This is a genomic window from Ruegeria sp. CDSC051, from assembly GCF_059610665.1.
Genome location: NZ_JBXWOC010000010.1, coordinates 1 through 23,299 on the forward strand (window position 1 = coordinate 1; position 23,299 = coordinate 23,299).

General features: G+C 57.9%; 22 protein-coding genes. 11 read left to right on the top strand and 11 right to left on the bottom strand.

Annotated features, from left to right (window positions below; genetic code table 11):
* Positions 1-269: 269 nt before the first annotated feature.
* The 6 genes from AC2FH0_RS18305 to AC2FH0_RS18330 all read right to left on the bottom strand — a co-directional run bounded on the left by AC2FH0_RS18305 (position 270) and on the right by AC2FH0_RS18330 (position 3,781).
* Complete coding sequence (locus AC2FH0_RS18305) at positions 270-932, bottom strand: DUF2461 domain-containing protein (protein WP_496692664.1); 663 nt, start codon at positions 930-932, stop codon at positions 270-272.
* A 16-nt stretch (positions 933-948) separates the two neighbouring features.
* Positions 949-1,293: a TfoX/Sxy family protein gene (locus AC2FH0_RS18310; protein WP_496689891.1), complete on the bottom strand. Its 345-nt coding sequence runs from the start codon at positions 1,291-1,293 to the stop codon at positions 949-951.
* A complete protein-coding gene (locus AC2FH0_RS18315; RefSeq protein WP_142638448.1) occupies positions 1,293-1,691 on the bottom strand; it encodes an MAPEG family protein in 399 nt (132 codons plus the stop codon). The genes AC2FH0_RS18310 and AC2FH0_RS18315 overlap by 1 nt, the downstream gene beginning before the upstream one ends.
* A 24-nt stretch (positions 1,692-1,715) precedes the next feature.
* Positions 1,716-2,102, bottom strand: a complete 387-nt coding sequence (locus tag AC2FH0_RS18320) for a VOC family protein (protein WP_142638446.1) — start codon at positions 2,100-2,102, stop codon at positions 1,716-1,718.
* Positions 2,103-2,169: 67 nt separating this feature from the next.
* Entirely contained in the window at positions 2,170-3,405 is a 1,236-nt protein-coding gene (locus AC2FH0_RS18325; RefSeq protein WP_496790035.1) for an RNA polymerase sigma factor, read from the bottom strand.
* Between the two features lie 4 nt (positions 3,406-3,409).
* On the bottom strand, positions 3,410-3,781 hold the full coding sequence (locus AC2FH0_RS18330; RefSeq protein WP_142638441.1) for a YciI family protein: 372 nt from the start codon (positions 3,779-3,781) through the stop codon (positions 3,410-3,412).
* A 158-nt stretch (positions 3,782-3,939) separates the two neighbouring features.
* Here AC2FH0_RS18330 and AC2FH0_RS18335 point away from each other — a divergent pair, with 158 nt between their 5' ends.
* The 3 genes from AC2FH0_RS18335 to AC2FH0_RS18345 are packed head-to-tail and all read left to right on the top strand — an operon-like array spanning position 3,940 to position 7,048.
* On the top strand, positions 3,940-5,421 hold the full coding sequence (locus AC2FH0_RS18335; protein WP_496790036.1) for a DUF4153 domain-containing protein: 1,482 nt from the start codon (positions 3,940-3,942) through the stop codon (positions 5,419-5,421).
* Positions 5,418-6,095: a response regulator transcription factor gene (locus AC2FH0_RS18340; protein WP_496790037.1), complete on the top strand. Its 678-nt coding sequence runs from the start codon at positions 5,418-5,420 to the stop codon at positions 6,093-6,095. The genes AC2FH0_RS18335 and AC2FH0_RS18340 overlap by 4 nt, the downstream gene beginning before the upstream one ends.
* On the top strand, positions 6,092-7,048 hold the full coding sequence (locus tag AC2FH0_RS18345) for a sensor histidine kinase (protein ID WP_496790038.1): 957 nt from the start codon (positions 6,092-6,094) through the stop codon (positions 7,046-7,048). Before AC2FH0_RS18340 ends, AC2FH0_RS18345 begins: the two co-directional genes overlap by 4 nt.
* Positions 7,049-7,099: 51 nt before the next feature.
* On the opposite strand, the gene AC2FH0_RS18350 is transcribed toward AC2FH0_RS18345, so the two are convergent.
* From AC2FH0_RS18350 to AC2FH0_RS18365, 4 genes are read right to left on the bottom strand one after another with little or no spacing between them, the layout of a single operon-like run.
* Positions 7,100-7,393, bottom strand: a complete 294-nt coding sequence (locus tag AC2FH0_RS18350; protein ID WP_496709704.1) for a hypothetical protein — start codon at positions 7,391-7,393, stop codon at positions 7,100-7,102.
* Entirely contained in the window at positions 7,383-8,435 is a 1,053-nt protein-coding gene (locus AC2FH0_RS18355; protein ID WP_496790039.1) for a hypothetical protein, read from the bottom strand. Before AC2FH0_RS18355 ends, AC2FH0_RS18350 begins: the two co-directional genes overlap by 11 nt.
* On the bottom strand, positions 8,432-8,842 hold the full coding sequence (locus AC2FH0_RS18360) for a hypothetical protein (RefSeq protein WP_496692670.1): 411 nt from the start codon (positions 8,840-8,842) through the stop codon (positions 8,432-8,434). Before AC2FH0_RS18360 ends, AC2FH0_RS18355 begins: the two co-directional genes overlap by 4 nt.
* Positions 8,839-10,326, bottom strand: coding sequence for an FAD-binding oxidoreductase (locus tag AC2FH0_RS18365; protein WP_496790040.1), 1,488 nt, complete (start codon positions 10,324-10,326; stop codon positions 8,839-8,841). The genes AC2FH0_RS18360 and AC2FH0_RS18365 overlap by 4 nt, the downstream gene beginning before the upstream one ends.
* A 566-nt stretch (positions 10,327-10,892) precedes the next feature.
* Here AC2FH0_RS18365 and AC2FH0_RS18370 point away from each other — a divergent pair.
* From AC2FH0_RS18370 to amaB, 7 genes are all read left to right on the top strand, one after another.
* A complete protein-coding gene (locus tag AC2FH0_RS18370; protein ID WP_185956712.1) occupies positions 10,893-12,473 on the top strand; it encodes an ABC transporter substrate-binding protein in 1,581 nt (526 codons plus the stop codon).
* A 104-nt stretch (positions 12,474-12,577) separates the two neighbouring features.
* Complete coding sequence (locus AC2FH0_RS18375; protein ID WP_496703018.1) at positions 12,578-14,143, top strand: ABC transporter substrate-binding protein; 1,566 nt, start codon at positions 12,578-12,580, stop codon at positions 14,141-14,143.
* Between the two features lie 96 nt (positions 14,144-14,239).
* Positions 14,240-15,217, top strand: a complete 978-nt coding sequence (locus tag AC2FH0_RS18380; protein WP_142638424.1) for an ABC transporter permease — start codon at positions 14,240-14,242, stop codon at positions 15,215-15,217.
* Positions 15,214-16,164 carry an ABC transporter permease gene (locus AC2FH0_RS18385; protein WP_271950952.1) on the top strand — a complete coding sequence of 317 codons (951 nt, stop codon included), beginning with the start codon at positions 15,214-15,216 and terminating at the stop codon, positions 16,162-16,164. The genes AC2FH0_RS18380 and AC2FH0_RS18385 overlap by 4 nt, the downstream gene beginning before the upstream one ends.
* Before the next feature lie 4 nt (positions 16,165-16,168).
* Positions 16,169-17,878: an ABC transporter ATP-binding protein gene (locus AC2FH0_RS18390; protein ID WP_496790042.1), complete on the top strand. Its 1,710-nt coding sequence runs from the start codon at positions 16,169-16,171 to the stop codon at positions 17,876-17,878.
* Positions 17,879-18,017: 139 nt separating this feature from the next.
* Complete coding sequence (locus tag AC2FH0_RS18395; RefSeq protein WP_496790043.1) at positions 18,018-19,124, top strand: saccharopine dehydrogenase family protein; 1,107 nt, start codon at positions 18,018-18,020, stop codon at positions 19,122-19,124.
* An 18-nt stretch (positions 19,125-19,142) separates the two neighbouring features.
* Complete coding sequence (gene amaB / locus AC2FH0_RS18400) at positions 19,143-20,639, top strand: L-piperidine-6-carboxylate dehydrogenase (RefSeq protein ID WP_496790044.1); 1,497 nt, start codon at positions 19,143-19,145, stop codon at positions 20,637-20,639.
* Positions 20,640-20,677: 38 nt separating this feature from the next.
* Here amaB and AC2FH0_RS18405 read toward each other — a convergent pair whose 3' ends face one another.
* Positions 20,678-22,255: a DUF5928 domain-containing protein gene (locus AC2FH0_RS18405; protein WP_496790045.1), complete on the bottom strand. Its 1,578-nt coding sequence runs from the start codon at positions 22,253-22,255 to the stop codon at positions 20,678-20,680.
* Between the two features lie 142 nt (positions 22,256-22,397).
* Here AC2FH0_RS18405 and AC2FH0_RS18410 point away from each other — a divergent pair, with 142 nt between their 5' ends.
* Entirely contained in the window at positions 22,398-23,216 is an 819-nt protein-coding gene (locus tag AC2FH0_RS18410; protein WP_142638414.1) for a sulfotransferase family protein, read from the top strand.
* Positions 23,217-23,299 lie beyond the last annotated feature (83 nt).

Consider the following 23,299-nt stretch of genomic DNA (forward strand, 5'->3'; position numbering starts at 1 on the left):
ACCCTACTTCCGCAACCAAAATCACTACACAATATCAATATATTACACACCGTGCCGGAGCGGGCTTTTGCGTTGCGTCATCACAACTGGAAGCACCGTGGAAGCAAGCAGTACGAGAAAAACACTGTGACAGACCCGTAATAGATAATGCCAACCCGTAGGAAACGGGCAGCAATGTTGGTTACGCACCCTCGCTGCCTGGCCCGCTCAACGTGAGACCCTTGGCGTTGAAGAAGGCGAAGGGATACCATGATCCTGTGTTAGGTCGGCTAGGTGCCAAGGGACTGCAAGGCCCGAAACACCGGGTGGAAGAGCTGAAATTGATTTAGACATTCTTCCCTAAGACCTGCCTGGGTTACGGTGGGTTGGGCGGTAAGATCCGTCCAAACGGTAAGCCCCTTGCGGCGTAGAAGGTCCAGATGGGGGTGATCACTCGCATAGCCTGACGGTCCGCGCTTCAACTCGGGCTCGCTGATCCTGACATTCCTGGCCGTAAGATCATTGATGATTGCCATGAGATCATTTCCCGCTGGTCCTGCTACGCCGGTCCGATACCTCTCTAGGGCTGCTTTTACATATTGGAAGACGCCGCACCCAAGGGACAGGCAATCCGGGGACAGCCCGAAATGCCAAAGCGGGGGCTGATCTCCGCAATCCCCGGGTATGAAAGACATGCGCAGATGAGGATTATAGGGTGACTTGTCGTTTGAGAACCGCACGTCTCGATGAATACGGTAGATCTTGGCCGAATGGGGCATGTGCGTCATTTCAGCCAGCGCCTGTGACATCTGGGCCGCAAATTGTTCTGCGGGCTGTTTGATCGCGGCCTCATAGATCTGTTTGTTGGCGTGAAACCACTCGCGTCGGTTATTGGCTCGCAGATCAGAAAGAAACTGAAGGGCCTCGGGCGAAAAGCAGCGGAACTGATCCATCATCTTCTCCTGATATTCAACTTTTCGGCGGCAGGCTGGCGGCGTGCGCCAGGCACAGGCTCAGCCAGTCACCCAGCGCAGCCGGATCGCAGTTGACCTCGTCTACAACGACAAACCCACCGAGTTTTCGCTTTCCGTGGACAATCGGGTTTGCAAACGGATTAGAAAGCGCCTCGGTCTCTTTGGCCTTGCCGACACGGAACATGAACCGTCCAAACCCGTCTTTGTCGCGGCGCGCGCCGCACAACATATTGCCGTTCAGAAAAAAGCAGGTGCCACCCATCATCCGCATTTCGGAAATTCCAATATGCGCCTCGAGGGCGAGGCGCATACGTTGGTTCAGGTGTTCATCATTTGGCATCAGACTGATCCCGCCAACTGCCAAAGAATTGACAGGGACAAGACGAGCATCACCAATGTTGTCAGTGCGGCACCGATCACCCGACCTTTGCCGTCGGGTGTGGAACGCAGGCTGACATAATGCACGGCGCGGGCCACCAACAGCACAAGACCGCATCCCCCGACCAGCCAGTCTGAGGCACCGGCAATCTCCGCCCCCGCCAAAGCCAGCAGGGCCAGTGGAACATATTCAGTAAAGTTCCCATGTGCCCGAATCCGCCGCAGCAGCTCGTCGTCATCCCCGTGCAGCAGTAAAACTCCGGTCTGGGATCGTCTGATGCCTACAAGAATTCCCATCGGAATACTCATAAGCACAAAGATTGCTGTCACAAGCAGAGCGATTTGCGGTGTGTGTTCCATGGGAATTCTCCTGTCTGCCCAAGATTAAGACGCCATGCTTTCATAAGTAATTAACGCAAACCGTGCGCCTTGTGGGTCGTTCAGAGTGGCCATCCGGCCGACCCCGGGCATATCTATGGCGGGTTGCAAGACTGAGGCTCCCTGTGCAACTGCGGCTGCTAGGCTGTTATCGACATCAGCAACTGTAAAATAGATCGTCCAGTTTCCATCCGTCTCGGGCATGGGCGAGAACCCTCCGATTGGCGTTTCACCAACCACCGCGGCGGCATAGCTTGACCCGTCCTGCATCGGCATCTCGTTAATGTTCCAGCCCAGCACATTTTTGTAGAATTGCTTGGCCTTGGTCTGGTCTGGCCCGGAATGCCCGATCCAGCCCGAGTTTCCAACGGTGGTCATGTCCAGAATGCTCATCTTTATCTCCCTTTGATTGCCCGCTGCATGCGGGACTGAACAAAGGACGCGTGAGGATCGGCCTTTCCTACAACTGGTTCAAATCTTTTTCACAGGCGGCGATTTCTTTCAGTACCGCCACACGTTCCGGTCCCGTCGGGCCAAGGTTCAATACGCGGTTAAGGGACTGGATCGCGGCGGGAAGATCGCCGATCTCTCGCAACATTGCCGCGCGCAAGGCATGGAACCAGCGATAAGACGCCAGATCATTCGCCACAGTATCCAACGCAACAAGCGTGCGGCGTGGGCCATGAACCCTGGACCCGGCGGCGATCTGGTTCAGGCGGATAACCGGCGAGGGCTGGAGGCGATAGAGCGCGGCATAATGCGCCTCGATCAGAGACCAGTCCGTATCTTCTGTCGATTGGGCATGCGCATGAACGGCGGCAATTGCGGCCTGAATACCGTAAACACCCACTTGGTTCAGCCGTTCGGCCTTTTGCATCAGGGCTGTCGCTTCGGCGATGTTGGCCTCGTCCCAAAGGGCCCTGTCCTGATCTTCCAGGGCTACAAGATCACCTTGATCGTCTAGCCGTGCTTCACGACGGGCATGTTGCAGAAGCAACAGGGCCAGCAGTGAAATCTGCTCGGCCATCGTCGGGAACAGGGCAACCAGCAGCCGGGCCAGACGTATCGCCTCATCGCATAGTTTGAGCCGGATTTGCACCGGGCCACCCGAGGTTGACCAGCCTTCGTTGAACATCAGGTAGATCATCAAAGACACTTCGCCCAAACGCGCAGCCCGCTCCTGTGGCGTGGGTGTTTCAAAAGCGACAGAACTTCCTGCGATCCTTTTCTTGGCGCGGGTAATTCGCTGTTCCATTGCCTTTGGACTGACAAGGAAACCACGGGCGATTTCTTCTACACGTAACCCGGTAACAATTTTTAGGGCCAGCGCAATCTGGTCTTGCGGGCTTAGGTCCGGGTGACAACAGATGAACAGCAGGCGCAGAACATCGTCGCGCAGCTCGTCCGGATCTGGTGGGTCATCAGTCATGGAATGAAATTCTTCCCTGTGGCGGGTCAGGATTGCGCTGCGGCGTTGGGATTTGCGCAAACCATCCAGCCCGGCATTACGGGCGGTGGTCAAAAGCCAAGCCAGCGGATCGCGCGGCGCGCCTTGTTTGCGCCATACGGTCAGGGCCTTTAGACAGGCTTCGGCAAATGCATCTTCGGCAAGGTCGATGTCCCGGAAATACCGCGTCAGGGCCGCGATGGCCTGCGGGCGTTGCTGCAAGAACGTGGCCTCTAGCCAATCCGACACGCGGTCAATCCAAGGTCATCGACCCGCCTGCCCAGGCGGCGGGGCGGACCTCAAGCCGGGCAACAGGTGACGAGATCATTCGCGCATGTTCAAGCGCCTCATCCAGATCGTTGAACTCGGCCAGATATAAGCCCAGAAAACTTTCTTTCGTCTCAGCGAACGGGCCGTCGACGATCATAGGTTGCAGAGTCTCGGCAGCCGCGGGTTCGACTGTGACAGCCGTAGTCGGGGGCATCAGTTTGACGGACAGGAAATCCCCGCGCTGCCTGAGGGCATTCTGTAGCACCGTATGTCCTGCCATGACATCGTCCTGACGGTCCTGTGGCAACGCTTCGAACACACCCGCCTGACCATAGATCGAGATTGCATAGATCATTTTTACCTCCGCGATGTTGGTTTCATCCTGCTAGGACGTGCGAGGCTTTGCAAATCCGACACTCATTTCACCGATCTGCACAGTTTCTGCAGATCTTCTGCACCCGAGCTTCCCGACCTTTGGGTCAAACCAGTCCCTTAAAACACAAGAGGGAAGAAATGGCGCAGCAACTTATAATTTCTGGAGTTCCGAATTCTCTGGCGCTGGACGCTTGGTGGCTGTCGGAAGAGACGGTGATTTCAGGCACCAAGGGCCCGCCGGGTTCAACCCCGGCGTTTGCCACCGATGGTCGCGCATGGCGCGTGATCGGGTTTATCTTGCTGGTCGCGCTGGCGGATTACCTGTTCTGGGGACATCAGGCGGGTGTGTCTCTGGCGGTCTTTACTGTGGCGGTCTTTTTGTGCGGCCTGCCCGCGGATCGGTCTGGCAAAGGGGTGCTTATGCCCGCAACGGTTTTGGTGCTGAGTGTTTTGCCGGTCGTGGATTTCGTTCAACCATTATCGGTCGCATTTCTTTTGTCCGGGCTCGTCGTTGCCATTGTCTGGGTCAGGCACCCGAAAGGCCAGGTTCTGGAACTGCTTTTGCTGGCGCTGGGGTTTCTGACTGATCTTCCAAAGAACTGGCTTGGCCCGGTCCGCGCGATACCCGGCCTGAAAACCACGATTGACAGCGATGCCGGAGGCGGCTGGACGCGGGTTCGGCAGTTCCTGCGCAACTGGGGTCTGCCGATTGGCGGGACAATGGTTTTTGTTACCCTGCTGGCCGAGGCGAACCCGGTATTCCAATCCCTTGTCACCCCGGATATCGCTTTCGGTCAACTGCTGCAGCGCGCCATGTTCTGGGGAGGGATTGCGCTGATCATCTGGCCGTTTGTTGACAATCACCCGCTTCGCGGACTGAACCCGCGACCATTCGCAGGCCCTCAGACGATCCCCGGCCTCAACGGTGGTTCGGTCCTACGGGCGCTCTGGGTGTTCAATGCACTGATTGGTGTTCAGACTGTGCTGGACCTTTCGATTCTGCTGGGCGGGGCCTCATTGCCCGAGGGGATGAGCTATGCATCCTATGCCCATCGCGGCGCATATCCGTTGCTGGTAACGGCGCTGCTGGCCGGTGCATTCGCCCTGGCAGCGCGGCCGTTTCTGGATGAAAATCGGGTGCTGAAACCGCTGATGGTGTTGTGGCTGGCACAAAATGTGGCTCTGTGCGGTGCGGCATTGATGCGTCTGGATTTATATGTCGGCACCTATGGCCTGACCTACCTGCGTATCTATGCGCAGATCTGGATGGGTCTTGTAGCCGCGGGTCTGGCGCTGGTTGGGTGGCAAGTAGCGTTCAGGAAATCCAATAGTTGGTTGATCGCGCGAACCGGCATTCTGAGCGTTCTGGTCCTCTATTGCACCAGTTTTGTGAATTTTGCCCATGTGATCGCGACCCGAAACCTGAAACTGTCCGAACCGGACTATGCCTATCTGTGTTCGTTGGGGCCCATGACCGGGATGCATATCAGCTACGGGTATCCGAATTCGCTGTGCTATATTGAAGCCGACCCGATCAACAGCTGGCAGGAATGGGGCTTTCGAAAGTGGCGCCTGTCCCGCTATGGTGCCGATCTGAGCAGTATCGGTCCGGGTATATGAATATCTTAGTTGTCGATGATGATCCGCGGTTGCGTGAAGTTGTGCGTCTGGGGCTGGAACGCGCTGGCTACAGCGTTTCGACCGCCGCCAACGGTCAGGAAGCCGTAATCAGCACGTTTCGCGACGAACCGGACCTGATCGTTCTGGATGTTGGCCTGCCCGAACTGGATGGCTTTGCCGTATGTCAGAAAATTCGAACCCGTTCGGACGTCCCGATCCTGTTCCTGACCGCCCGCGATGATGAGGTCGACCGGATTCTGGGGCTGGAGCTTGGGGCCGATGACTACGTGACCAAGCCTTTTAGCCCGCGCGAACTGGTGACGCGGGTCAAGGTGATCCTGAGGCGCACCAATCGCATTGTGGCGGCGCCGGGAATTCTGCGGCACGGCCCCTTGACCTTGGACCGGACCGCAAGACTCTGTGCTTGCCACGACACGGAAATTGCCCTGACCGGTACTGAGTTTCAGATCATGGTGATGTTGATGGAAACACCGGGTCGTCTTGTTCCCCGCACGGCCCTGATTGCCGAGATTTGGGGCGCGCGCAGCCAGGTCTCGGACAGGACCTTGGACAGCCACCTGCGGAACCTGCGGAACAAATTTGCGCAGGTTGGTTTGTCGGACTCGGTGGAAACCGTACATGGTCAGGGTATCCGGATGAGGAGGCTGGGGTGACCCGGCGCTGGCGGCCTTCATTGGCATTTGTGCTGGGCGGTGCGCTGGTCGGGACATTGGGTCTGTCATTCGCGGGGCTGGTGGCCCTGCGTTATTTGGGTCCTGAATTCGGCTTTCGGAACTCTGCCCTGGTTCTGGGCGGAGTGATCTTTCTTGCAACATCGGGGCTGGGCTGGTTGCTGGTACGGTTGCTGCTGCGTCCAATCAAAGCTTTGCAGGCCTATGCCGGGGCGCAAGAGGTCGGGGCCCGCGCCGTGCCAATCCGGCATTTCGGCACCAAAGAGCTTCACCAGACCGCAACTCAGGTCGTCACCATGGCCGAGGCGCTGCGTGACCGTGAGGCGACCATCCGGTCTTATACCGATCATGTCACGCATGAGTTGAAATCACCGGTAACCGCAATCCGCGCGGCGGTTGAGATGCTACAGGACACCCCGGATGGCAGCGATGACTCCAAAGCCCTAATCGCGCAGATCGACGGGGCGCGGGAGCAGATCGAGACCCAGCTTGCCGCGCTTCGGGATGCCGCCCGTGCGCGTGAGGCCCGATATGTCGGCACGACAACCCTGCGCGATGCGCTGCCGGCGGCGCAGCTAGAACTAAACCTGTCCGGGGCGGATGAGGTCGCATTCCCGATCTCGGCCGAGGGGTTGCGGATCGTTCTGGGCCATATTCTGCAAAATGCCAAAGATCATGGGGCCAGCGCGGTTGATCTGCGCGCCTCAGAGGCTGGAAACACGGTTATCCTGATCGTGTCCGACAATGGTGCGGGGATATCGCCCGGTAACGCCGACCGCGTGTTCGATCCGTTCTTTACAACCCGCCGGGAAAGCGGCGGGACCGGTATGGGTCTGGCTATAGTCCGTAACATCCTGTCTGCGCATCGCGGTGAAATCGAAAACCTGCCCGCCCCATGTGGCGCGTGCTTTGAATTGCGGTTCTTCAGGTTCTAATCGGGGCCAGAGGTCATTCGTGTATTGGCCCCGAATGTTTGACAGAATTGATCACTGTCGGGCAGGCAGTGGAAGGCAACCGGGCAGGCCCGCAGGCAGGACCAGCCGTGCCCCTTGCCGGTAAAGCGATTGGGCGAACCCGCTGCTATCCGATGTGACCGTGACACTGACTTGCGAAGAGTCGATGACCGCCACATCATCCGCTAGATTTCGCATCAACCCCTCTGAGGGAAAGACCACGACATAGGCAGGGGCCTCGTCCGTTATCAATGCGACGACCACCAGAACCGACAGCCATCCAAGCACCATAAGGGGGATAGCTGTCAGGAGTGATCTAATAGTCATGGATATGCTCAAGCGTCAGGCCGTCCCCCTGGATCTGGCGCAGACGCTGAGAGAGGTCCGGAACCTTGACCAGTATCAGATGACGATAGTCCCCGAACCCTTGTCGTTGGGCGCTGAAGATTGCATCCGGCGCAGTTGGTTGACCCGACAGGGCGGTGAACAGAATGTCGTCATTGCCGGCGATCTCGACAATCTCGACCCCAGCGCCGGCCATATCGGCCAAAAGGTTGGTCAAGGTCCGGTAGCGCGGTGTTTCGACCTCAGTCCCGTTCGGACCTTCCGCGATAACATTCACACCGGGATAGGCCGACAGGCTGTCCGCGCTGACTCCGGTGACGATCATCCGCAGCGTCAGTTCATCCGCGCCGACCTGCGCGACCGCCTGTTCGATCACGCCAGCATAGGCCTGTTTGGCACCGTATTCCAGACCCAGCGCAATCGCTCTTTCCTTGTCGCGCAGGCTGCCGCTGTTTTGTTCGACCAGGCTCTGGGCGTCGTCGGCGAAGGGCCATTTATACCACGGAACCTGTTGCAGAAACGCGGCATATGCGGCGGCCTGTTGTGCCGACAAATCATCCAGAGGTGCCCGCTGTGGGCCCCGCAAGGCAGAGGCCAGCCGACCGAGGGTTTCCTCATAGGCGGCCTTCAGCGCCAGTTCGGCGGAAAAGCTGGCACCGATCACATAAACCATCTGTTTGGTCGCCCTATCCACCTCTCCCAAGGCCGAGGCGTTCCGGTTCAGGTCGCAAAGTGACCCCCAAAATCCGGTGATACTGCTCCAGAACCCGTAATCATGGGGATCCTGAGTGCGCAGAACCTCGGCGTAATCCTCGTAGGCGTGGACAATGTGCCACTCAGGATAAGTCATCAGCGTCCGGGTTTCGGCCCGGTGATGTGCCGGGTCGATCAGGGCGGTATAAGCCGGGGGCTGACCCGTACCACGGCAGCTTGTTTCCACATAGAGGATCGGAGCAGCCAGCGCGATCCCGGCAAGGATCAACACCAGAATCAGCCGTTTGGTCCACCGCAGCAGGAACCTCATGCGGTGTGTCTCCGGTCCCGCAGCCCGGCCCAGGCGGCAACGCCGCCAAGCGCCAGATGCGGCAGGTTGGCAAACAGGCGGGGCAGGGACAATTCCGGCCCGGCCGATGGGTTTGTAAAGATACCCAGATCAAGATAGCCATAACCGGTGAAAAACCCGAACACGCCGTCCCCCAGATAAGCCAGCCCGAACAGGATCAGAAAGCTACGAGCCGCGCGGTGTGACAACAGCCCGGCGATCAGCGCCCAAAGGGCCGAGGCCACGTGCAGCGCATCGTCATAGATATCCAGTGCGAAAATGCCAAAGGCCAGACCATCCTGATCCGTCAGGCCGGGAATATAGTTCAGCGATGCGGCAATCATCAGCGCGACAAAGTAAATCAGACAGAGTTTTTGAAGGTTGCTCATAGACGCCCCAGATAGCTGTCCCAAAGGTTGTTCCGCAGAACCAGTTGCGGATCAAGCTCTCGTTTTGCCTGCGCAAACCCTTCCGCATTGGAGTAGGCTGCAGTCAGTTGATCCAGTGTCGCGTGTGGCCTGTACGGCAGGTAATAGGTTCCGCCAATCGCCACGATCCCGTCGATCAGCGCCCGGGTCATCCGCGCCATATCGGCTTCGCCGCGTTCGGTCAGCTCCTGGCTGAACGACATGACAGCGGCGATCCGCGGTTCGCTTGCATAGGACAGAACAGCCTGATCGTCCTGTGCGACATAGCGCAGCGTTACGTTCAGAAACTCTTGATACGAGGCCGGAATTACCGCGCGACACACTGATAAGAAATCGTCGAACGCATCGAACCCCACGAAATACTCGTGCAGGACGTCGGTCCGATCCGGGTTGCGGTCGTCCAGAGTCACAACCGGTTCGTTGATCAAAGTGTTCCGCGTCGCCTCACCCGAACCCAGCGCTGGGCCCAGCCGTGTTTCATTCCACCAACGGAAGGATTTGAAGGGCTCGCTGCCCAGTTGAGCCCGGTACAGACGGCTGGCCGCATGCGACATCCACCCCGACCCGGACGCTGGTGGCAGGTCCGACTGGTCCGAGCCTTCGCGATATGTCACCAATAGCGCTTTCTCGAAAAACGCATCGCGTTCAACATTCAGGCGGCCATAGGCCATTGTGACCGCCGGGTCGTCAATCGCCGCACGAAAGGCCGAGGCAAACGCTCCTGCTTCCAGAATGTCGAAACCCGGCGTCAGGCGTGAATTTGGAACCATCTCGACCTCAAGGTCCACGATCACGCCGATCAACCCGTACCCGCCCATCGCCAGATTGAACAGCTCGGCGTTCTCGGTGGGCGAACAGGTCACCAACTCACCCGAGGGCAAGATCATGCGCAACGACCGGACCGTCGCCCCCATCGGCCCAAAGGGAACCGGCCAGCCATGTGCATTGACCGAATAAGTGGCGGCGACACCGAAATCATTATTTGACTGCATGACTTTGGGGGACCAGCCTGCGGGATCAAGCGCTGAGATGACCTGTGACCAGCGGGCTCCGGCATGGGTCAGATAGGTCCCGGCAGAACCGTCGATCTGAACCGATCCATTGTCAAAGGTAATCGCTGTGCCGTTGCGGGGAATGGCTTGCCCACCCATGGAATGCCGCGCGGCCCCAATGTTGACCGGGCGTCCTTCTGATCTGGCCTCCGAAAGCTCTTGTCGGATGGCGGCGACCAGCGTGTCTCCGGGGTCATCGCTGAACACCAGATGTTTGTGGATCGGTGTCGGTGACAGTCCGCTGGCGTCATTCATCACTTTGTCGCCGGTTTCCGCAAATGTCCTTTTTGTGCCTTCATAGACAGGTAGGTCCGGTCCCAGCCACCGTGACGCGGCCCATCCTGCAAACCCTCCGCCGGCAAACAAGGCCGCCCTTCTGGTAAATGTTTTCATCTTTCGATTTCTCCCGAAGTTAACTGGGACATCTGATCAAGAATGTTTTTAAGCGCAGTTTGAAATTCCTGCGGGCCTCAATCCGGGGTATGGCCTGACCCCTGCCAAGGTGTCCATTTGGGCATCGGGTCAAAGAATGTGCAAGTCCATGGCCTGCTGTACCGGCGCAAAGGTGTCCTGGTTGCCCCAGATCAGGCCGACGGGTACCTGCAGCATGGCGATCCGCCGTGGTCAGCAGATTCGGGCAAGGTCCAAGGACCAGTTTTTTGACCGCAAGTGGCTCGAAACTTGGCTTCATTCCCGGAATGTTCAACCGGAAGGCATGTTTTGCAAACTGCGGAAATCCGTACTTGTAAGACGGTCAGCGGTCACAGCTTGGCGTAAGCTTTCCGCTACGTAAGTTCATGCGCGCACGGCAGATTTGCGTCGGGGCATCCGCCAAACTGCCGTTTTTATGCTCAATCAGGTGTTGCAACTGTAACGATGATCTGGATGATCAGGACCACCAAGGCCGTAAAAATGGTCTGTCGTCCAAAGGGCGATGTTAACAAAAAGGGGAGTTACAAATGATTCTAAGAAACCTGATGATCGCTGCAAGTGCGACGGCGCTGATGGCGGCGGGCGCTTCGGCGGAAACGCTGCGCTGGGCGCGGGCCGGTGATGCGCTGACGCTGGATCCGCATTCGCAGAATGAAGGTCCGACGCACACCGTGCGACACCAGATTTACGAGCCTCTGATCATCCGCGACGTGACCGGTGCATTCGAGCCCGCGCTGGCGACCGAGTGGGGCCCCAAGGCCGATGACCCGAATGTTTGGGTCTTCAAGCTGCGCGAAGGCGTGAAATTCCATGACGGTGCGGACTTCAACGCCGAAGATGTGGTGTTCAGCTTTACCCGTGCCAAGCAACCTAATTCCGACATGAAAGAGCTGATCGGCTCCATCGTCGAAGTGCGTGCAGTTGACGATTTCACCGTCGAGATTGTCACAGATGGTCCGAACCCGATCCTGCCGTCGAACCTGACAAACCTGTTCATTCTGGACAAGGGCTGGGCCGAGTCGAATGACACCGTTAATGTTCAGGATTTCGAAGGCGGCGAAATCACTTATGCCACCACCAATGCCAACGGTACGGGCCCCTATGTTCTTCAAAGCCGCGAGCCTGACATCAAGACGGTAATGGTGCGCAACGACAACTATTGGGGCATCGACCAGTTCCCCATGGAAGTGACCGAGATCATCTATACCCCGATCCAGAACGCTGCGACCCGCGTTGCGGCGATGCTGTCGGGTGAGGTGAACTTCCTCCAGGATATGCCAGTGCAGGACATTGAACGCGTCAATGGTGTCGACGGTCTGATGGTCAAGCAAGCCCCGCAGAACCGGGTGATCTTCTTTGGTATGAACCAGGGTGCCGACGACATCGAGGCGGATAACGTGGACGGCAAGAACCCTCTGGCCGATGTGCGGGTGCGTCAAGCGATGTCGATGGCGATTAACCGTGATGCGATCAAGCAGGTCGTGATGCGCGGCCAGTCGCAGCCTGCAGGCATGATCGCACCTCCCTTCGTGAATGGCTGGACCTCTGACATGGACGGCGAATCCTCCACCGATCTGGCCAAGGCCAAGGAACTGATGGCAGAGGCAGGTTATGGCGATGGCTTCTCGCTTCGGCTGGACTGCCCGAATGATCGGTACATCAACGATGAAGCTATCTGTCAGGCGGCTGTTGGGATGCTGGGCCAGATCGGCGTGACCGTGAATCTGGACGCCAAGCCAAAGGCACAGCATTTCCCGCTGATCACCGATGGCAAGACAGATTTCTACATGCTGGGTTGGGGTGTGCCGACATATGACTCGGAATACATCTTCAACTTCCTTGTTCATGGACGCGAAGATGACATCGGCACGTGGAACGGCACCGGTTATCAGGACGATGCGCTGGACGGGAAGATCAAGTCGCTTGCCTCGAATACCGATCTTGACGCTCGGAATGCCGACATCGCCGACATCTGGCGGGTTGTGCAGGACGAAGCGCTTTACATCCCCATTCATCACCAGGTTCTGAACTGGGGCATGGCCGACGGTGTGGGCATCGAAGTGGATGCCGAAGATCAACCCAAGGTCAAATACTTCACTCTGAACTAAGCCATTCAGATCAGTGATTTGGCAGGGCGCGGTATCGCGCCCTGCCTTTTGCGCTATTGTTAAGCGCAACACCGCATTGCGGGGCAACAAAGGGAGATTTCGCCATGACCCTCAGGAACAGCGCCATTGCATTGGCCTTGCTGGCCACCACCAGCGTTCAGGCCGCCGAATTCAAATGGGCCTCGACCACTGACCCGCAGACGATGGACCCGCACGCGGTCAACTCGGCCCCGGTTCTGGGGTTTCTGAACAATGTCTATGAGGGCCTCGTGCGTCGCGACAAGGACATGAGCGTTCAACCCGCGCTGGCCGTCAGCTGGGAGACGATTGGCGACGGTGAAGGTTGGCGCTTTAACCTGCGTGAGGGTGTGACCTTCCATGACGGCAGCAGCTTTGATGCGCAGGACGTTCTATTCAGCTATCAGCGCGCCTCGGGCGAGGCGTCAGACACCCGCAGCTGGTTCGCGCCCATCAGCGAGGTGATCGTGGTCGACGACTATACGGTCGATTTCATGACGACTGCGCCGAACCCGTTATTCCCATCCTCAATCGCCAACTGGATGATCATGGATCAGGGCTGGGCCGAGGCCAATGACGCAGCGGTGCCCGACAAAGAGGTCGGGAATTACGCCACCCTGAACGCCAACGGCACAGGCGCCTTCAAACTTGCGGCACGAGAGCCCGGCCTGCGCACGGTTCTTGAGCCCTTTGACGGCTGGTGGGATCAGGCCGACCACAACATCACAAGTGCTGAGTTCACTCCGATCCAAAACCCGGCGACAGCGGTTGCAGCCTTGTTGTCAGGCGATGTGGACATGATCAACCCGGTGCCGATTCAGGACGTGGCGCGCCTGAAGGAAAACGGGGATGTCGACGTCATTCAGGGGATCGAGGCACGGGTCATCATGTTGGGGTTCGATCATCAGGCCGAGGTGCTCAAATACACCGACGATGCGGGCAAACCGAACCCGTTCCGTGACCCGCGCGTCCGCAAGGCAGTGGCACAGGCGGTCAATGTGGATGCCATTCTTGCGACTATCATGCGGGGGAATGCCGAAGCGGCCTCGCAACTGGTCAGCCCGGCGATGAGTGGTTATTCCGAGGCGAATGCAGACCGTCCCGCCTTTGATGTCGATGCCGCCAGGGCCCTGCTGACCGAGGCCGGATATGCAGATGGGTTTTCGTTCGGGCTGAAATGCCCCAATGACCGCTATCTGAATGATGAGGCCGTTTGCCAGGCGGTTGTCAGCATGCTGGCCCAGATCGGGATCACTGCGGAACTGGATGCCATGCCGGTCCGTAACTACTGGCCGGAACTCCGGGAAGGCAAATACGATATGTACCTGCTGGGATGGAGCCCCGGTACATTTGATGCCGAACACCCCGTGCGCTTCCTTGTGGCCACTCCAAACGAAGAGAAAAAGCTGGGCAGCTGGAATTTCGGCGGATTTTCGAACGCGCGGGTGGATGAGCTGCTGCCGATGATCCAGTCCGAGTTGGATGCGGGCAAACGGCAGGCGATGCTGGATGAGGTCACGCAGATCATTCAGGACGAACAGGTCTATGTGCCGATGTATGTGCAGCCCCTGGTCTGGGGCACACGCAGCAATGTCGAACTGACACAGCGCCCGGACAACTTCTTTCTGCTGCGCTGGGTAACGGTGAACTGAAACCGGGGCGGGGCCAGAAAACGCTAGCTTGCGTTAGCGGTATCTTGACCACCCCGCCCGGGCCTGCATAGACAGCCCGATCAACGAGGAAAACGAATGTTCGCTTATATTGTCCAAAGGATGTTCCAATCCGTGATCGTGCTGCTGATCGTGGGTCTGGTTGCCTTTTCGATGTTCCGCTTTGTCGGTGATCCGATCGACAACATGCTGGGGCAGGAACGTACGCAGGCCGATATCGACCGGCTGCGGTCCGATCTTGGTCTGGATCAGCCGTTTCCGGTGCAATATTTCAAGTTCCTGCAAGGCGCGGTGCAGGGCAATTTTGGCGTGTCCTACCGGCAAGGCCGACCGGTTTCGACCATCATAGCCGAGCGCGCCCCCGCGACATTGGAGCTGGCCTTTGTGTCGGGCTTTCTGGCCATCACCCTTGGCATCGCGCTGGGCGTTTTCACAGCGATCCGACGACAGGGGGTGGCGGCGAATATCATCATGACCGTGTCGCTGATTGGGGTTTCCTTGCCGACCTTCCTGATCGGGATATTGCTGATCTATATCTTCTCGGTTGAATTGGATCTTTTACCCAGCTTTGGGAGGGGCGAGACCGTTATGATTGGCGGCTGGTCCACGGGGTTCCTGACGACCTCGGGGCTCAAGGCGCTGATCCTGCCGGCGATCACGCTGGGCCTGTATCAGATGACGCTGATCATGCGGCTGGTGCGGTCGGAAATGCTTGAGGTCCTGCGTGCCGACTATGTCCGTTTTGCACGTGCGCGTGGGCTGTCGGACCGGGTGATCAATTTTCGCCACGCGCTGAAAAATACGCTGGTGCCGGTGATCACCATCACCGGGTTGCAGCTGGGCTCGATCATCGCCTTTGCCATCATCACCGAGACGGTGTTTCAGTGGCCCGGTGTGGGCCTGCTGTTCATAAATGCGATCCAGTTTGTCGATATCCCTGTTATGGCCGCCTATCTGATGCTGATCTCGGTCATGTTCGTGTCGATCAATCTGATCGTCGATCTTTTGTACTATGCCATTGACCCGCGCCTGCGTGTCGACGCGAGGGCCACATGACCGATACTTCTGAAACCTCGAGACAAGTGCCCAAATCACGGCTGGCCCAATTCTGGGACAGCGATTTCGCATGGTCCTTCCGGCATTCACCCGTGGCGATGGTTGCCTCATTTGTTGTGGTCCTGCTGGTGCTGGCGGCAATACTGGCCCCGCTGATTGCGCCGCATAACCCGTTTGATCCGGCAACGCTGAACCTGATGAACGGATTTACACCGCCGGGCACGCCGAATGCCTTTACGCAGGACACTTTTCTGCTGGGCACCGACGATCAGGGGCGGGATGTGTTCTCGACCATCCTCTATGGGATGCGCATATCCCTGTTTGTCGGCGCTGCGGCGGTGCTGCTGGCGCTGATCATCGGAGTTGTTCTGGGGCTGGTCGCGGCCTATTTCGGCGGCTGGGTCGAGACGCTGATCATGCGGGTCGCAGATGTGCAGCTGACCTTTCCGGCCATTCTGGTCGCTATGCTGATCTTTGGCATCGCCAAAGGCGTGACCCCACCCGAATATCGTGACGAGATGGCGATCTATGTACTGATCATCGCCATTGCCCTGTCCGACTGGGTGCAGTTTGCCCGGGTCGTCCGCGGTGCTGCGTTGGTGGAAAAGAACAAGGAATACGTGCAGGCCGCCCGCCTGATCGGGCGCGGTTCTTTCCCGATTATGTTCCGCCACATCCTGCCCAATGTACTCAGCCCGGTTCTGGTCATCGCCACGATCTCACTGGCGCTGGCGATCATTGCCGAAGCCACGCTGAGCTTCCTCGGCGTAGGGGCACCACCAACCCAGCCGTCATTGGGCACGCTGATCCGCATCGGGCAGGGCTTCCTGTTCTCGGGTGAGTGGTGGATCTTGTTCTTCCCGGCCTGCACCCTGTTGGCGCTGGCCCTGTCTGTGAACCTGCTGGGCGACTGGCTGCGCGATGCGCTGAACCCCAAGCTGCGGTGATTTCATGAGCCTTCTGACGATCAATGACCTGACGGTCGAATTCCCCACCCGCCGCAAATTGTTCACAGCCGTGGACCATGTGGACCTGTCGGTTGAACCCGGAGAAATCCACGGCTTGGTTGGCGAATCCGGGGCCGGTAAATCCACCATTGGCGCGGCCATCATGGGATTGTTGGATCGCCCCGGCCGTATTGCCAGCGGCACGATCCAGCTGAGCGGTGACCAGATCAGTGGTCTGGATACCGAGGCGATGCGGGGGCTGCGCGGCAAAAAGATCTCGATGATCTTTCAGGACCCGCTGACCTCGCTGAACCCGTTATTCACCGTGCGCGAACAACTGACCGAGACCATTCAGGCCCATCTGGGCGGCACCGATGCCGAGGCGAACCAGCGGGCGCGCGACCTGATTGACCGGGTTGGCATCCCCGATCCGGACACGCGGTTGGACCAGTATCCGCACCAGTTCTCGGGCGGGATGCGGCAGCGTGTGGTCATCGCGCTTGCCTTGTGTACCGAACCGGATGTGATCATCGCGGATGAGCCGACGACGGCGCTGGACGTCTCGGTTCAGGCGCAGATTCTGGACCTGATCAAAGAACTGGCGCGGGAACGTCAGGTGGGCGTCATCCTGATCACCCACGACATGGGTGTGATCGCGGACACGACGGACAAGGTGACCGTGATGTATGCGGGCAAGGTTGTCGAAACCGGCCCGACCGCGCAGGTGATGGGGCAGCCCACCCATGAATACACCAAATCGCTGATCGCTGCCGTGCCGCGCCCGACCCTGAAACTGCATCGCTTTCCCCAGATCAGCTATGGTGGACGCGAGACACGCTTTGCCATCGAAGACATGGCCCGCCACTGGCCCAAGGTGGATAATGACACCAGCAAACCGGTGTTCGAGATCCGCAACCTGACCAAGAAGTTCCTGCAGCGCAAAGGCCTGTTGCCCTGGGACCGCACCTATTTCACCGCCGTTGACGAAGTAAGTTTCGACATCCGCGCAGGCGAGGTGTTTGGCGTTGTGGGTGAATCCGGCTCGGGCAAGTCGACTGTCGCACGGATGATTGCAGGGTTGTACCCTGTGGATGGCGGCACGATTACATTCGACGGGCAGGTGGTCAGCGATCTGACCAATCGGACCGCGCTGGATGCCTATCGCAAGAACATCCAGATGATCTTTCAGGACCCGTATTCCTCGCTCAATCCCCGTATGCGGGTGGATGAGATCGTGGCCGAGCCGATCCGCCATCACAGGTTGATGGAAGGTGCAGATATCAAACGCCGCGTCGATGAGTTGTTGGATCAGGTGGGACTCGGCCATGAGGCCGGGCAGAAATACCCGCATGAATTCTCGGGCGGACAGCGGCAACGTATCTCGATTGCACGTGCGCTGGCCACGCAACCGCGATTCCTGATTTGTGACGAGCCAACCAGCGCGCTGGACGTGTCCATTCAGGCGCAGATTCTGAACATCTTGAAGGACCTGCAGGAACATCTGGGCCTGACCCTGCTGTTCATCAGTCATGACCTGCCGGTGGTACGTCAGATGTGCGACCGAGTGGCAGTGATGAAACAGGGCCAAATTGTCGAGTTGCAGGAAACCAATAACTTGTTCGCCAACCCCCAGACGGATTATGCCCGCGAATTGTTGCGCCTGATGCCCAGGCTTGATGACCTGTCGACCGAGGGGTTGGACGCCGAATCCTGAGGCAGTGACGATTCCAGTATTGGCGGTATGACGGAAGGTCCGTCAATATGGCGATAGTTTTGACGTTTTCGTCAAGATTGCCTCTGCAGATTGAACAACTGTGCCTTCATACTTTCTGAAACGAAAGAGGAGGCGCGTTTTGAGCTGGAATATCTGTGTCATCGGAGCAGGCAAGATCGGTCAGATGATCGCGACTTTGCTGCAATCTTCATCCAACTATTCTGTCACGGTTGCCGACCGCGATCTGGCGGCGTTGTCCGTGCTGAATCGGCAGGGAGTTTCGACCCGCCAGATTGATGTCAGCGATGAAACGCAGCTGGCTGAGGGTCTGAACGGTTTCGATGCGGTTATCTCGGCGGCTCCGTTTTTCCTGACCCCACGGATTGCCAAAGCCGCCAAATCGGCCGGCGCGCATTATTTTGACCTGACCGAAGATGTTGCCGCCACCAACGCAGTGCGCGAGTTGGCCGCCGACAGCGAGACGGCGTTTATGCCGCAATGCGGGTTGGCACCGGGTTTTGTCGGCATCGCCGGCGCGGCCTTGGCTGCCGAGTTCGATACGCTGGACAGCCTGCATATGCGGGTCGGGGCGTTGCCGCTCTATCCGACCAACGCGCTGAAATACAATCTGACATGGTCCACCGACGGGCTGATCAACGAATATTGCAACCCGTGCGATGCCATCGTGAATGGCGAACGGGTCAAGACCGCACCGCTGGAGGATTACGAGCGTTTGGGTCATGACGGGGTGGAATATGAATGCTTCAATACCTCGGGCGGGTTGGGCACGTTGCCAGAAACCCTGGACGGAAAGGCGCGGGACGTGTCGTACCGATCGATCCGCTACCCGGGACACCGTGATATTCTGCGTTTGCTGCTGAATGATCTTGGATTGGAACGTCGTCGCGACCTGATGAAGGAAATCTTCGAGACCGCGCTGCCGCGGACCGATCAGGATGTGGTTCTGGTTTTTTGCACCGCAAAAGGCAAGATCGATGGGGCTCTGCGCGAGAAATCCCTGATCAACAAATCTTATGCCCGAACCCTCAATGGTCAGGTCTGGAGTGCCATTCAGGTCACCACTGCTGCCGGTGTTCTGGGTGTGGTTGATCTGATGCGAACGGGTGCTTTGCCCGGCGAAGGGTTCGTGCGGCAAGAGCAGGTGAACCTGTCTGATTTCCTGAACACCGAATTCGGTCAGCTTTATCGCACCGGGGACATAACCAAACAGAACAAGGCGGCCTGAGATATGAAAGACATCGCTATGACAGCCCAAACAACCCTTGCAAATCTGGACCTGACAGCCGCTGAGCTGATGGGCGGCACGCTGGCTGTACGCTCGCCCGTTGATGGCGGCATTCTGGCCGAGGTACATGAAACGCCTGCGTCAGGGATGGGCACGGTGTTTGCCAATGCCAAGACGGCATTCAAGGCGTGGCGCACGGTTCCAGCCCCACGCCGGGGCGAACTGATTCGCCTGCTGGGCGAGGAATTGCGCGCCGCCAAGGACGATCTGGGTGCGCTGGTCAGCTGGGAAGCCGGTAAGATCACCTCGGAAGGTCTGGGTGAAGTGCAGGAGATGATCGACATCTGCGATTTCGCCGTCGGCCTGTCGCGCCAGCTTTATGGTTTGACCATCGCATCTGAGCGCCCGGGCCACCGGATGATGGAAACGTGGCACCCGGCAGGACCGGTGGGCGTGATCTCGGCCTTCAACTTCCCGGTGGCGGTCTGGTCGTGGAATGCCGCGCTGGCGCTGGTCTGCGGTGATCCGGTGATCTGGAAGCCGTCTGAAAAGACGCCTTTGACCGCGATGGCCTGCCAGAAGATCTTTGAACGTGCACTGGCCCGATTTGGCGATGCGCCCGACCACCTGCTGCAGACCCTGATCGGAGGTGCCGCGCTGGGCGAGGCGCTGGTGGCCAGCGAGGACGTGCCGGTCATTTCGGCGACCGGGTCCACACGGATGGGCCGTGCCGTAGCCCCCATCGTGGCGCAGCGGTTCGGGAAATGCATTCTCGAGCTTGGCGGCAATAACGCGATGATCGTGGGCCCTTCGGCCGATCTGGAAATGGCCGTGCGTGCGATTGTCTTTTCTGCTGTCGGCACAGCCGGTCAACGCTGCACCACGCTGCGCCGTCTGATCGTTCACAACTCGATCCGCGAAGAACTGGTAAGCCGGTTGAAAAAAGCCTATGCCGGTCTGCCCATCGGCAATCCGCTGATCGAAGGCACTTTGATCGGTCCGCTGGTGGACGAAGCCTCGGGCGCGGCCATGACCGCTGCGCTGGACGCTGCAAAGGCCGAAGGCGGCGCAGTCTTTGGTGGCGGCCGCGTGACCGAAAACGTCCCCGCCGGTGTCTATATGCAGCCCGCGATTGTCGAGATGCCTGGCCAGACAGCAACCGTAAAGACCGAAACCTTTGCGCCGATCCTCTATGTCATGGGGTACGACGCGTTCGACGAAGCCATCGAATTGCAAAATGACGTACCGCAAGGTCTGTCGTCTTGCGTATTCACTCTGAACATGCGCGAGGCCGAGCAATTCCTGACCGCAGCGGGATCGGACTGTGGCATTGCCAATGTCAATATCGGGCCATCGGGGGCCGAGATCGGTGGCGCATTTGGTGGCGAGAAGGAAACCGGTGGCGGGCGTGAAAGCGGCTCGGATGCGTGGAAGGCCTATATGCGCCGTCAGACCAACACCGTGAACTACTCAGCCGAGCTGCCGCTGGCGCAAGGCGTCAAGTTCGACATCTGATCGTGCTGTCGGCGGTACCTGATGGTGCCGCCGGCTCATCAATCTGCAAACAAATAATCCAATCGCATGATGGCCTGCGCCTGTTCCTGTGAAACATTCAGAAACCGGACAATGGCGTCTTCGTTTTCTGTCCGGTCGCTGGTTTCCCGCAGGCGTGCATGTCGATCCTGCGCGGTGCCCCGGATCAACTCGGATTCGTATTCCATCGCGTTGTGCAAAGTTGGGACAAGCCGTGCCACGGTTTCGGTCGGGCTGTCCTGACCGGCCAACCCCACACGGCGGGCGTGGCCGATCAGGTAATCGTCGGAATATTCACACTCGACTTCAAGCACATGGGTTTTGACCTGATCTGCACAGAAGTCCTGAATGATTTCGATATCTGAGGGATCGATGCATAGAACCAGCCGGTCGGTTTCGAAACTGTCAAACAGCATCCGCACAAGAGCACGCCGGTGGCGGGACCGTTTGAGCAAGGTCGTTTCGATGCCACCCAGATCGGGCAGAGCCGTATCCTGTTCGTTGAACAGATACTCGACACAAGGGATATCGGTTTCGGATTTAATCTGATCGACCAGACGCTTGGCCACATGCCATTTCTTGCATACGATCAGGAAAACATCGCGGTCCGGTCCCAGCGTATTTCCGGCCTCCCAGAACCTTTGCTTGTGGCGGCGTCCGACGCGCCCTCTTGCGGTTAAGAAACTATGGAGATTGCGGCCTTCATCCGAGATGTGAAAATCCACCCCATCCGCAGAATAGAGCTGGCCCAACCGGTCCTTCAGCTCATGTGCCTCGGGGCTGATTTTGCGGGCGAACAGAAAATCCTGCCCTAACAGCATGTCGTAATGGTCGTTATAGAATGTCACGGGCATTCCGTAGTCCGAGAACATCAGGAATGTGAGCGTTCGATTGTCGATCTCTTCACGGGGAACAAGGTGGCGGACAAGCGTTTGAAAGAAAGTCTCATCCGGTATCCAGGTGGTCGAGAAAAAGCGGATTACGTCCGGGCGCTGGGCCAGGAATTCAAAGATCATTTCAACAGTATGACGGCGCAGACACCACCACTGACTGCCGATCATGACCTGGATGTCAGCCGGAACCTCGCGGGTCAGACCAAGTTTTTTCTGTACGTCATAGGATGAATAGAATCGTCTGCTCTGGGTGCGTTCATTGAAGAAATGGCGATAGATCAGCCGGTCTTCTTTCATGCCGGTCTTGATCCAGTTACTGGCAAAAAAGTCGTGGCTTTCGACAAAATCCCTGTCGTTGTCGTTCAGGAACTGATGCGCGTATTCCGCTGTTTTGATCGCCATACAATCCCCTGACAGCATGTAGAAATGCGTCGCGCGGGGAAAGGCCTCGAGGGCGGCTTGCACTGCGTTCAATGTGGCCTGTACCAAAGACCACTCGCCCCAACCGCATTTGATGCGTTTGGTTGCAAAAGTGACATTCGAATTGGCCTGAAGAGCGCCCTGAATGCGTGCATAGGCCTCGCGACTTGCGCGGGCGTCAAAATGTATGGCCATGCAATCGCCAGCGGCGGTTAGCTGCTCGGCCTGCGCAATGATTGCGTCAGGGTCCTTGTGGCACAACAAAATGTAGGCAATTTTTGCCATTTCAGTTCTTTGTTATCCGTTTCTGCCCGGTTCCCTCTGTGATACTGATGATGAGCGATTGAATAAACAGATTATTTTTGGTTCTGTAGATACAAAAGCAGGCGCGAATAGTGAGTTACGACCTGTTGAGGAGGCGCAGAAAATGGGTTTTCCCGGTACATGGATGACCGAGAGCGAGAGCATGGTTTACCGTGTTGTCCCGAAATGTGCATGCTCAACCATCGGGCAAATCATGTATTTTTCGGATCATGGCCGGTTTTTTGACGGCGATATCCACGATGCCAAGGACGGGATGCATAAATGGGCGTTCGGTCCCAGCCAGGAGCCGATTTCGACAAATGTCCGAAATCATAACTCCTTTTCTTTCACCTGCGTGCGGAACCCGTACACGCGAATTCTCAGTTCGTTTTTTGATAAGATCTGTGGAATTCAGCGCAACGGCAAACGGTATCGCGGCAATCTGGTGCCGACGCTGATCTACAATTACGGCATCGAGGTTGGCGGAGAGGACGGTCAGGGTGATTTCGACCAGGTCGCCAGTTTCCGCAGATTCCTGTTATTTGCTCGTGACACGATCAGGTGGCGCCGGCCCATGGATCCGGATATCCACTGGTCCGCCATGTCTGGCCATGTGTCGACCTTTATTGCAAATGGCGGACGATATGATCGCATCTTCTGGACCGAGAAGTTCAACGATGGGATGCAAGGTGTTCTGAGCAACCTGGACACGCCACACAAGGTGGCCCTGTCCGAAATCCCGCGGTTCAACGAATCCGAAGGCCACGGACCCAAACGAAAGCATCCTGTCGAGGACTATTTCGACGACCTGTCGATGCATCTTGTCTACGAGATCTACAAACAAGATTTCGATCTGTTCAAATACGATTTTGAAGATCCGGCCAACAAGATGCCGATCGCCGAGATTGATCTGGATGAAGTCCACGCCAAGCTTGGGGATTGAGCTGGAAATCACCTTCTCCCGCCCATCGGCAATGTATCTTGCGAAACATCTCCTCTGGTTGGGCCTGGCGCCGCGCTATGCGC

What these genes read in the sequence shown, in the direction of transcription:
- AC2FH0_RS18330 (WP_142638441.1), bottom strand. Translation starts at nt 3,781, where the DNA reads ATGATCTATGCAATCTCGATCTATGGTCAGGCGGGTGTGTTCGAAGCG.
- AC2FH0_RS18390 (WP_496790042.1), top strand. Translation starts at nt 16,169, where the DNA reads ATGAGCCTTCTGACGATCAATGACCTGACGGTCGAATTCCCCACCCGC.
- amaB (WP_496790044.1), top strand. Translation starts at nt 19,143, where the DNA reads ATGACAGCCCAAACAACCCTTGCAAATCTGGACCTGACAGCCGCTGAG.
- AC2FH0_RS18315 (WP_142638448.1), bottom strand. Translation starts at nt 1,691, where the DNA reads ATGGAACACACACCGCAAATCGCTCTGCTTGTGACAGCAATCTTTGTG.
- AC2FH0_RS18360 (WP_496692670.1), bottom strand. Translation starts at nt 8,842, where the DNA reads ATGAGCAACCTTCAAAAACTCTGTCTGATTTACTTTGTCGCGCTGATG.
- AC2FH0_RS18365 (WP_496790040.1), bottom strand. Translation starts at nt 10,326, where the DNA reads ATGAAAACATTTACCAGAAGGGCGGCCTTGTTTGCCGGCGGAGGGTTT.
- AC2FH0_RS18385 (WP_271950952.1), top strand. Translation starts at nt 15,214, where the DNA reads ATGACCGATACTTCTGAAACCTCGAGACAAGTGCCCAAATCACGGCTG.
- AC2FH0_RS18310 (WP_496689891.1), bottom strand. Translation starts at nt 1,293, where the DNA reads ATGCCAAATGATGAACACCTGAACCAACGTATGCGCCTCGCCCTCGAG.
- AC2FH0_RS18410 (WP_142638414.1), top strand. Translation starts at nt 22,398, where the DNA reads ATGGGTTTTCCCGGTACATGGATGACCGAGAGCGAGAGCATGGTTTAC.
- AC2FH0_RS18380 (WP_142638424.1), top strand. Translation starts at nt 14,240, where the DNA reads ATGTTCGCTTATATTGTCCAAAGGATGTTCCAATCCGTGATCGTGCTG.
- AC2FH0_RS18305 (WP_496692664.1), bottom strand. Translation starts at nt 932, where the DNA reads ATGGATCAGTTCCGCTGCTTTTCGCCCGAGGCCCTTCAGTTTCTTTCT.
- AC2FH0_RS18335 (WP_496790036.1), top strand. Translation starts at nt 3,940, where the DNA reads ATGGCGCAGCAACTTATAATTTCTGGAGTTCCGAATTCTCTGGCGCTG.
- AC2FH0_RS18355 (WP_496790039.1), bottom strand. Translation starts at nt 8,435, where the DNA reads ATGAGGTTCCTGCTGCGGTGGACCAAACGGCTGATTCTGGTGTTGATC.
- AC2FH0_RS18405 (WP_496790045.1), bottom strand. Translation starts at nt 22,255, where the DNA reads ATGGCAAAAATTGCCTACATTTTGTTGTGCCACAAGGACCCTGACGCA.
- AC2FH0_RS18350 (WP_496709704.1), bottom strand. Translation starts at nt 7,393, where the DNA reads ATGACTATTAGATCACTCCTGACAGCTATCCCCCTTATGGTGCTTGGA.
- AC2FH0_RS18370 (WP_185956712.1), top strand. Translation starts at nt 10,893, where the DNA reads ATGATTCTAAGAAACCTGATGATCGCTGCAAGTGCGACGGCGCTGATG.
- AC2FH0_RS18340 (WP_496790037.1), top strand. Translation starts at nt 5,418, where the DNA reads ATGAATATCTTAGTTGTCGATGATGATCCGCGGTTGCGTGAAGTTGTG.
- AC2FH0_RS18320 (WP_142638446.1), bottom strand. Translation starts at nt 2,102, where the DNA reads ATGAGCATTCTGGACATGACCACCGTTGGAAACTCGGGCTGGATCGGG.
- AC2FH0_RS18375 (WP_496703018.1), top strand. Translation starts at nt 12,578, where the DNA reads ATGACCCTCAGGAACAGCGCCATTGCATTGGCCTTGCTGGCCACCACC.